The organism is Nocardiopsis listeri (genome assembly GCF_020741345.1).
In the GTDB taxonomy this organism is placed as follows: Bacteria; Actinomycetota; Actinomycetes; order Streptosporangiales; family Streptosporangiaceae; genus Nocardiopsis; species Nocardiopsis listeri_A.
The window spans coordinates 1-9395 of record NZ_DYZD01000188.1 but is presented as its reverse complement, the minus strand read 5'-3'; the positions used below and the strand labels follow the sequence as shown (position 1 = coordinate 9395).

Sequence of the window (9395 nt, the reverse complement as noted above, 5' to 3'; positions counted from 1 at the left end):
TCCCAGTTGCGGACCCCGCCGATCTCCTCGGGCAGGGAGGTGGTGGCGGCGGCCATGACCCCGCCGGTGGGGGTGCACAGCCCGCGCAGGGTCAACGCCGAACGCGCCGCCAACGAATTCTCGGTGTCGGGAAGCTCCAGGCTCTCCAGCCACCGGGACCAGTGGTGGGTCGCCTTCTCCTGGCGTTCGGGTTCGGTGCTCTCCTGGGTGGCCAAGGAGTCGGTGCCACACCGCAGTTCCAGGACCACGGGCTGCTCGGAACGCGGGTGGACGGTGGCTCGGGCGACATCGTCGGTGCCGTCGTGGTCCACGTGCCACTCCACACCGGGGGAGCGCAGCACCATGGGGAAATCGGCGCCCTGGATGCGCAGACCCTCGGGCTCGATGGTGAGGCGGATCGGTGCGCGGCCGAAGTCCGGGCGCGGCGCGAACTCGACGGTGGCGGGCGTGACACCGGCGATCACGCGGATCAGGTCGGTGCGACCGGGTTCGGTGTCGTGGGCGAGGTAGTCGGTGACCTCCAGGCGCGACCAGCGGGTCCGCACGGTCATGGTGCCGGGCAGGTAGCGCTGGCCCAGGGGGAGGCCGCCGTGGGCGGGGGCGATGGCGAAGACGCCCGCCTGGCGCCCGCCCAGGACTTCGGAGAACAGGGCGTTGGAGTCGGGCTCGGGGTGACAGAACCACAGCAGCCGCGCGTCCGGTCCGACCAGCGCCACGGAGGACTGGTTGGAGAGCATGGACATGCGCTCGATCGGGGTGGGGCGTTCGCCGAACACCCAGGAGCGACGCTCGTTGGCGAGCAGGGTCAGCAGCGTGGCGGCGGTGGGGGTGTCCGGGACGCTGTGCGAGGCGACGGTGGGTTCGGTGCCCACGCGCACACCCGCGTCGGCCCCGGTGTTCAGGTTCGTGAACACCGGCTCCTCGCCCTCGCCACCGCCGATGTAGAGGAGCGCGGTGGCGTCGACCTGTTCACGGAGCACTTCGAGGGCGGCGGACTTGTCCGTGGGGGTGTCGACGGTGAGGTCGGTGTCGAACTCGGTGCCGTGGGCGCCGACGAGACGGACCTCGGCGGGTAGACGGGACAGCACGGCGAGGTCGCGCAGGGGACGGGCGGAGACGACCGCGCACACGGTGCCCGGTAGGTCGGCGAGGTCGCGCAGGGCGCGGACGGCCTCCGGCAGGGGGCCGCGGTGGTCGGAGTCGACGGGGGCCAGGGCTCCGTCGTAGTCGCAGGCGACGAGGAGCCGCGAGGTGCGGGCCAGCGCGGAGACGCGTTGGCGCACGTCGAGAGGCATGCTCGTGAGAGTTGTGTCGGTCGCCCTCGTGGACGTCGCTTCGACCGCTTGGGTGAGCGTCACGTTGCCTCCTCCACATGGTCCACTACATGACCTGGGAAAATAGGTGAAATGTAGGACTCCGCGCACATGCGATCGGTTCACACTGGATCGGTGTGGAAAACGTAGACGCAGGGATGGTGGCGCGGGATGAGCCTCGGGGGACTTTGACCAGATATCAGGAACTTTTAACGCGCGGTGTGGCGAATCGGCTGATGTCGGTCGTTCTTGGAAAGAACGTCTCCCCCGGAGGTCAACGCGAGACTACCCGCGTCGTGGGACTCCTGCGACCGGAGTGCAAAGTGATGCAGATCACCCGATTTGGAGGACCGGAGAACCTGGGGAGGTTCCTCATCTTCGGCGCTCGAAAAAGGCCGGGTGGACGGTCCATCGCCCACCCGGCCGGGACTTCGACGACGTCAGCTTCGGAGGTCGTTCTCCGGCTTGCGAAGGTGGTGGACCCACGCGGGCGGGACGTTCGCGAATACCTTCTCCGAACCGATCCCGTAGCGGTCGATCCAGTCCTGGACCACCCAACTCGTCCGGGCCTGGCGCAGGTAGTCCTCGCGCTTGGCGATGACCGCCTTGACCTCCTTGGTGTACAGGTATCCGTAGAACGACAGCGTTCCGCCGGGACGGAGCACCGTGAAGTAGTAGTCGAGGATGCCCTTCACCTGGTCGGCGGTGAAGTTGGCGAACGGCAGACCGGACACGATCACGTCGTAGGTCCGGTCGGTGCCGAGGTCGTTCACCAGACAGGCGTGCACCGTGGCGGCGTCGGCGATCCGGGACATGTCCGGGTCGGTCGACAACAGTTCTTCGACGTGGGCGGCGAACTCGGGATTGGCCTCGACCAGGTCGAGGGTGTCGCCGGGGCGCATGGCGGCCGCGATCCCGCGGCTGATGGCGCCGGTGCCGGCGCCCGCCTCCAGGATGCTCAGGGCTCCGTCGGGATCGGTGCGGTGGCGGATGTGTTCGGCCATCTCGTAGGCGAGCGCGCCGCTGCTGGGCAGGATGGATCCGGTGGCGTGGAAGGTTCGCAACGCCTGACTGAAGAACAGTCGGGTGTCGCGCAGTCGTTCCTCGAGTCGGAGGGCGGAAAGGGGTCCGGCATGGCTGTGTGTCTCGGACATGGTTGAACGCTAACGCCTCGCCGGGTCTTGGGGGAGTTCACGTAGACGTTTGTCCGGGAAACACCGGGTGGGTATCGCCACTCGGGAAACGGGAACCGGTGGTGTGCCTGCGCCGTTCCATGGCACTCGCCCTACCCTGAGGACATGAGCGCACCGGACAGTACATCCCCCTTCCCCGACCGCCCCCGGACGGCGTTGGTCACCGGTGCCTCCAGCGGGATCGGCGAGGAGTTCGCCCGCAGGCTCGCCCAACGCGGGCACGCCCTCGTCCTGGTCGCGCGTCGTGCGCAGCTCCTGGAGGAGGTGGCGTTCGACCTCAGGGAAAGTTACGGAACCCCCGTCGAGGTGCTCGTCGCCGACCTGGGAACACCCGAAGGCCTCGCCTCGGTCACCGAACGCCTCGCCATGGACGGCACCGGTGGACTCGAACCCATCGACCTGCTCGTCAACAACGCCGGGCGTGGGGACGGTGGTGTCTTCGCCGAGCAGGAACCCGACGAGATCGACGCGATGCTCGACCTGAACGTTCGCGCCGTCCTCCAACTGACCCGGGCCGTGCTTCCCGTCCAGATCGCCCGCCGGGCCGCCGGCGAGACCCGGAGACTGGGTGTGGTGAACGTGGCGTCCATGGCCGGGGAGATCCCCGCCAACCCGGGCGGTTCGGTCTACGGGGCGGGCAAGAAGTTCGTCACGATGTGGAGCGAGAGCGTCGCCGCGGAGGTGCGCAAAAAGGGGGTGCACGTCACCGTGGTGCTGCCGGGGTTCGTGCGCACCGACATGACCCGAGAGGTCCAGGCGCAGGGGATGCCCCAGTTCGCGTTCGTCCACAAGGAGCACATCGTCCGCGAGGCGCTCACCGCGTGGTCGGCGGGGCGTGCCGCGGTCATCCCCGGGGCCCGGTACAAGACCGCCGACGGGATTCTACGCCTGCTGCCGCGGCCCCTCGTGCGCGCCGTGGCGCGACGACTGGCCTGACCCGCGGGCCGGATCCGGGCGGCGGAGCCGAGCGGGGTCCGTGCCGTGACCTGGCGCCCTCGCCTTTCTCACATGCCGAGACACCTGGGCCCCGGTTGTTCACCGGTGCTCCGGAGCGCCTACCCTGGTAGGGCACTGTCGGTCGAGGAAAGAGACCATGAAGACCTTCGAAGAGCTGTTCGCCGAGCTGTCCGAGAAGGCACGCTCCCGCCCCGAGGGGTCCGGGACCGTCGCCCAACTCGACGCCGGCGTCCATGCCATCGGCAAGAAGGTCGTCGAGGAGGCAGCCGAGGTCTGGATGGCCGCCGAGTACGAATCGGACGAGCAGGCCGCGGAAGAGATCTCGCAGCTCCTCTACCACCTCCAGGTTCTGATGCTGGCCCGTGGCCTGCGGCTCGAGGACGTCTACAAGCATCTGTAGGTCGGCCCGCCCCGCGCCCCCTTCGGGCGCGAGCGTTCGCCGGCCAATGGACGTCCCCGTACACGTAAGAGCGATCAAGGAACCACGAGATGCCCGACATGCTCAGAATCGCCGTGCCCAACAAGGGCCAACTGTCCGAGCCCGCCGTCCAGATGCTCACCGAGGCCGGTTACCGGCAGCGCAAGAGCAGCCGTGACCTGGTACTGGTCGACCCGGACAACAACACCGAGTTCTTCTTCCTGCGCCCCAAGGACATCGCCGTCTACGTCGGTGAGGGCATCCTCCAGGCCGGGATCACCGGCCGCGACATGCTGCTGGACTCCGGAGCGCCGGTCGACGAGGTCCTTCCCCTCGGCTTCGGCGGGTCCACCTTCCGGTTCGCGGCCCCCGGCGGTGCCGGGATGACCATCGACGACCTCAACGGCAAGCGCATCGCCACCTCCTTCGACGAACTGCTCCGCTCCTACCTGGAGAAGCAGAACGTGGCGGCGCGTGTCATCCACCTCGACGGAGCCGTGGAGAGCTCGGTGCAGCTCGGTGTGGCCGACGCGGTGGCCGACGTGGTCTCCACCGGGACCACCCTGCGCAACGCCGGGATGGAGACCTTCGGGGAGCCCATCCTGGTGTCCGAGGCGGTGGTCATCCGGCCCACGAACGCGCCCGAGAACCCCCAGATCGACCTGCTGCTGCGGCGGCTGCGCGGCGTTCTGGTGGCGCGGGACTACGTGATGATGGACTACGACGTGCACGCCGAGAACCTGGAGGGCGCGGTCGCGCTCACCCCGGGCATGGAGGGGCCGACGGTCTCCCCGCTGCACCGTGAGGGCTGGGTCGCGGTGCGTTCGATGGTGCCGCGCAAGGAGGCCCAGCGCATCATGGACGACCTGTGGCAGCTGGGTGCCCGAGCCATCCTGGTCACCGACATCTACGCCTGCCGCCTGTAGGGGCCGGCCCGACCGGCCTCGTACGAACTCGCCCCGCCCCGGACCGGCACAGGTTCGGGGCGGGGCTTTTCGTCGCCTTCCGCGGCTCCGGCATCCTGGGTGCGCCGTCGAAGAAGAACGAGGATCGTAGAAGATGCCCGCACCCCTGCGTCCGGTCACCCTGGCCGCCGCCCCCTCCTGTTCCTGGTCACCACCGGATGCCTTCCGCCCGGACTCGACCGGACTCGGGCAACCGTCGAGGAACAGGACCTGCTCAAGGTCCTGGTGTGTTCACAGACGTACTCGGACCCGTTGTGCGAGGGGCGTGAGCACGGGTTCGACCACGAGTGGGAGGAGATCGAGACCTTCCTGAACGAATCACCCGAGGTCGTGTCGTACCTCTTCGTCACTCAGGAGGACGCCTACCGGCAGTTCCTCGAAACCTCGGATGAGGACCCGCCCGAGGGGTTGACCCCGGACGACCTTCCGCCCAGGTACGACGTGCGGATCGAAGACGGTAACCGACGTGAGGCACTCGCCTCGGCGATGACGGAGATGTGCGGGGTGGTGGAGGTCCACTACTTCGCGGTCGGAGAGGACACGCTCTCCGACTTCCCCGGGGCCGGATCGGGGTGCTGACCGTCGGCGGGACGTGACTGCAGGGCCGCCCAGATCAGCGGAACCTGGAGGGGCACACGACCCCAGGCGATGAGCCGATTGTCGGCCGGCCCCGGCAGCCGGCCCGAACCCGAGTCCAGGGCCATCTGCACGTTGGCGGGCCACACGGCCAGCAACAGTGCGGCGGCGGCCGGTCCGGCCCACTTCCGACGGGTCAGCAGGCCGACCCCGCAGGCCAGTTCGGCCGCCCCGCTGCCGTACACGAAGGCGCGGTGGGCGGGCAGCCGCCGGGGCATGATCGCCTCGAACGGCTTCGGGGCGACGAAGTGCAGTATCCCGGAGGCGACGAACAGGCCTCCGAGGACCCGCGGGGCCGCTCCGCGCAGTACGCTCACGCGTTCGCTCATGAACTCTCTCCCTCTCGTGACGCGCCGAGACCCAACCTACTCGCCGGTAAACAACGGGTCGCGCGACACCCCGTGGGGAAAATGGTTCACGAGGGCAGGAAACGCTCCCAGAAGACGTTCTCCTCGGCGACACCGCCCCCGACCGCGGCCTCCAGGACCGAGTCGATCAACGGCGGCGGGCCGCACACGTACAGGTCGGGGAGCACGTCCTGGGACTTCAAGCCCGCACGTACGAGGTCGGCCGGGGTGCCGACCGGACCCGGCCACGTGTCGCCGGGACGCCACACGCAGACATCGAACTCGAAACCCGGGAGTCCACCCACCGGGGAGGTCGCCGGCGCCTCGTCGGCGAGCTCGCGCATCTCCGACAGCCCGAAGACCTCCTCTTCCTCGTTGACCCCGAGGATCAACCGGACCGGATGCGGTTCTCGCCACTCGACCATGTGCCGGGCCATCGACAGCATCGGCGCGAGACCGGTCCCGCCGGCGACGAGCCAGCGCGGCCGCAGCCCCGTCTCGTTCAGACCGAAGGCGCCCAGGGGGCCGCGGACGACGAGCGTCGAGCCGGGGCGGGCCTCCTCGCGAAGGTGACCGGAGAACGCGCCGTCGGGCCGCAACCGGACGTAGAACTCCATCAGCCCGTCCCAGTTGCCGGTGTTGGCCAGTGAGTACGCCCGCTTGGCGTCCGCGCGTCCCGGCGGCTGGAGTTCCACGAACCGGCCGGGCTCGAACTGACAGTCGAGCCCCTCGTCGGAATCGCCGTCGAGGCGCACTTCGAGTCGCACGGTGTCCCTGGCCACCTCCTCCAGCGCGGTGATCGTGGCCTCCCGTACCGGGATCTCACCGCGCAGCACACGTGACCCGTCGTAGGGCAGATCCGCCGAGATCGGCCCCCGGGGGAAGGTGCGGCACAGCAGCACGCCCCCGTGTTCGTCCCGCTCCTTCTCCGACAGCGCCTGAGGACTGTGGGAGCCCAACTCGTATTCGCCGACGGTCACGTTGGCGTGGCAGGACCCGCAGGTGCCCTGTTTGCACGAGGCCGGCAGGGTGGCGCCCGCCTCCGCCGCCGCGGTCAGCACGTTCTGCCCGGGCGAGCAGCAGAACTCCAGGGCCTCACCATCGGTGGTGGACAGCGTGATCGGATGGCACCCGCCCTCACCGCACCCACAAGGATCGGAGCCGGTCCCGGCCGGGCCTGGAACCGCCTCGGTCATGCCTCCACCTCGCCCAGCGCCGCGGCCACGTCGGCCACCGGGTCGTCGATGGTCCGCAACCCGAAACGGTCGATGAACTCGCCGGCGAGATCGGGCGTGAGGTAGGCCGGGAGCGTGGGGCCGAGGTTGATCCCCCGGAAACCGAGCGCCAGCAACGTGAGCAGCACCGCCACGGCCTTCTGCTCGGTCCAGGACAGCACCAGTGTCAGGGGCAGGTCGTTGAGCCCGCATCCGAACGCGTCGGCCAGGGCCATCGCGATCTTGATGGCGGAGTAGGCGTCGTTGCACTGCCCCGCGTCCAACAACCGGGGGATCCCTTCGATCTCGCCGAAGTCGTGCCGGTTGAAGCGGTACTTGGCGCAGCCCAGGGTGAGGATGATCGAGTCGTCCGGCGCCCCGAGCGCGAACTCCGTGTAGTAGCTGCGCCCCGGTGTGGGGCCGTCGCATCCGCTGATCAGGAAGAAGTGCCGGATGGCGCCCCGCTCGACCGCGTCCGTCACCCGGTCGGAGATGGCGAGCACCGCGTCGCGTCCGAAGCCCACCATGATGGACTTCTCCTCCGGTTCGGTCTCCCGGTACCCCGGCAGGGCACGTGCCGCCCGGATCACCTGACCGAAGTCACCGTTGGCGACGTGCCGCACCCCGGGCCAACCGACGGGGCCCGTGGTGAAGATCCGGCGCCGGTAGGAGGCGTGCGGTTCGATGATGCAGTTGGACGTCATCAGGATCGCCCCGGGGAATCGGGCGAACTCCTCCTGCTGGTCCTGCCACGCCCCGCCGTAGTTGCCGACCAGGTGCGGGTAGGCCTTGAGCAGCGGGTATCCGTGGGCGGGGAGCATCTCGCCGTGGGTGTAGACCTTGACACCGGTGTCCTTGGTCTGCTCCAGCAGGTCGGCCAGGTCCCGCATGTCGTGGCCGCTGACCAGGATCGCCTTGCCCTCGACCGGCGTCGTGCGCACGGCGGTGGGTCGTTGGGCTCCGTAGGTTCCGGTGTTGGCCGAGTCGAGCAGCTCCATGACGGCGAAGTTCAGCCGTCCCAGGTCGAGGGCGCGTTCGATCAGCTCCTCGACGTCGGTCGGGTCGGTCGCCAGGTAGGCCAACGCCGACTCGACCCCGCCGAAGACCTCCGCGCTGTGGCCGTCCAGCACGTGCGCGTGGTGGGCGTAGGCGCAGATCCCCTTGAGCGTGTAGAGGTGCAGGGAACGCAGCCCGATGACGTCGGGTCCGACGACGTCGAGACCGGCGTCGACGCGGACGTCGGCCGACTGGCGCAGCAACCCCTCCATGTCCGGCTCCGGGCGCCACCGGGCGGGACCGATCGGCTCCTCGGGGGTACGCCCACGGGCGCGCTCGGCGGCCTCGTACGCGGCCCTCACCCGGTCCCGGACCCTCGCGGCCTCCTGCAGGAGGGTGACGAACCGGGTCTGGCTGAAGTTGACGTTGGTGAGGGTGTTGAAGACCGAGAAGAGGATGAAGCCCGCGGCCTCGTCGTCGGGCGAGCCCAGCGCCCGCGCCTTGGTCGCGTACTGGGCGATGCCCTTGACCGCGTGGACCAGGAGGTCCTGCAGATCCGAGGTGGGGGCGTCCTTGCCGCAGTTGCCGACGGGTCCTCCGCAGCCGATGACGGTGCCGGTCCTGTCGGTCTGCTCGCACTGGAAGCAGAACATGGTGGTCCTTTCGCGGACTCGTCTTCGATGGCTCCGGCAGAGGGCCGGAGCCGCAAGGCGACCGTAGGCCGCGCCGGGTTCGGTTTCCTTGACCCTCGTCAATCCGAGACCGAGTGTGATCCGGGTCCCAAGGTGGGTCCTCACCGCTCCAGAAGGGCGGTCAGCCGGGGGACGTCGTGTAGGACGACGCGGCTGCCCTCCACACCGATCAGACCGTCGGCGGACAGGTCGTGCAGTACCCGGGAGAACGTCTCCGGGGCGATGTTGAGCCGGGAGGCGAGCACCTGCTTGCGGGTCGGTAGAAGCACCGTGCCCCGGGTCGCGTCGTCACCCTCGGCCTCCTGCAACAGCAACCCCACGACCCGCTGGGTGCCCGACAACAGGGAGTAGGACTTGACGTCCTGCAACAGCCGGTGGAGGCGACCCGCCATGTTCGCCAGGATCCGCCGGGCGAAGGCCGGGTCCCGGTCGAACAGACCGAACACCGCCGTGCCGGACACCACCAACAGCTCGGTGACGACCAGCGCGGTGGCTGTGGCCGGGGAGTCGCGGCCCTCGAAGAGGATGGCCGCTCCGAAGCTCTCACCCTCCCGGATGATCTCGACCACCTTGCGGGCGCCGTCGGCGGTCGACACGGTCAGCTGCATCTGCCCGCGCAGGACCATGAAGAAACCGCGTACCGGTTCCCCCTGGTGGAAGGCGG

The 9395-nt window shown here is 69.2% G+C and carries 10 protein-coding genes; 4 read left to right on the top strand and 6 right to left on the bottom strand.

Annotated elements, in window-relative coordinates; translation table 11 throughout:
- Together K8V84_RS10380 and K8V84_RS10375 are read right to left on the bottom strand one after the other, a co-directional pair.
- The coding region (locus tag K8V84_RS10380; RefSeq protein WP_304073626.1) for a trehalase-like domain-containing protein at positions 1–1295 on the bottom strand (1295 nt) is incomplete at its 3' end.
- Positions 1296–1753: 458 nt separating this feature from the next.
- Positions 1754–2467, bottom strand: coding sequence for a class I SAM-dependent methyltransferase (locus K8V84_RS10375; RefSeq protein ID WP_304073625.1), 714 nt, complete (start codon positions 2465–2467; stop codon positions 1754–1756).
- 144 nt (positions 2468–2611) lie between these two features.
- On the opposite strand from K8V84_RS10375, the gene K8V84_RS10370 reads away from it, so the two are divergent.
- From K8V84_RS10370 to K8V84_RS10355, 4 genes are all read left to right on the top strand, one after another.
- A complete protein-coding gene (locus K8V84_RS10370) occupies positions 2612–3442 on the top strand; it encodes an SDR family oxidoreductase (RefSeq protein ID WP_304073624.1) in 831 nt (276 codons plus the stop codon).
- 157 nt (positions 3443–3599) lie between these two features.
- The gene (locus K8V84_RS10365) at positions 3600–3863 is read left to right on the top strand and encodes a phosphoribosyl-ATP diphosphatase (protein WP_014913038.1); all 264 of its coding nucleotides are present in this window, start codon (positions 3600–3602) and stop codon (positions 3861–3863) included.
- Between the two features lie 89 nt (positions 3864–3952).
- Entirely contained in the window at positions 3953–4807 is an 855-nt protein-coding gene (hisG, locus tag K8V84_RS10360; RefSeq protein ID WP_304073611.1) for an ATP phosphoribosyltransferase, read from the top strand.
- Between the two features lie 264 nt (positions 4808–5071).
- A complete protein-coding gene (locus K8V84_RS10355) occupies positions 5072–5425 on the top strand; it encodes a permease-like cell division protein FtsX (RefSeq protein ID WP_304073609.1) in 354 nt (117 codons plus the stop codon).
- On the opposite strand, the gene K8V84_RS10350 is transcribed toward K8V84_RS10355, so the two are convergent.
- The 4 genes from K8V84_RS10350 to K8V84_RS10335 all read right to left on the bottom strand — a co-directional run.
- Positions 5365–5811 carry a DoxX family protein gene (locus K8V84_RS10350; protein WP_304073606.1) on the bottom strand — a complete coding sequence of 149 codons (447 nt, stop codon included), beginning with the start codon at positions 5809–5811 and terminating at the stop codon, positions 5365–5367. The two genes, K8V84_RS10355 and K8V84_RS10350, sit on opposite strands and share 61 nt — an antisense overlap.
- A gap of 86 nt (positions 5812–5897) precedes the next feature.
- Positions 5898–7025 (bottom strand): 2Fe-2S iron-sulfur cluster binding domain-containing protein, encoded by a 1128-nt coding sequence (locus tag K8V84_RS10345; RefSeq protein WP_304073604.1) that lies wholly within the window; start codon positions 7023–7025, stop codon positions 5898–5900.
- A complete protein-coding gene (gene hcp, locus K8V84_RS10340) occupies positions 7022–8692 on the bottom strand; it encodes a hydroxylamine reductase (RefSeq protein ID WP_304073601.1) in 1671 nt (556 codons plus the stop codon). Before hcp ends, K8V84_RS10345 begins: the two co-directional genes overlap by 4 nt.
- 140 nt (positions 8693–8832) lie before the next feature.
- Positions 8833–9395 (bottom strand): Crp/Fnr family transcriptional regulator (locus K8V84_RS10335; RefSeq protein WP_304073598.1); only part of this gene is annotated, 563 nt, incomplete at its 5' end.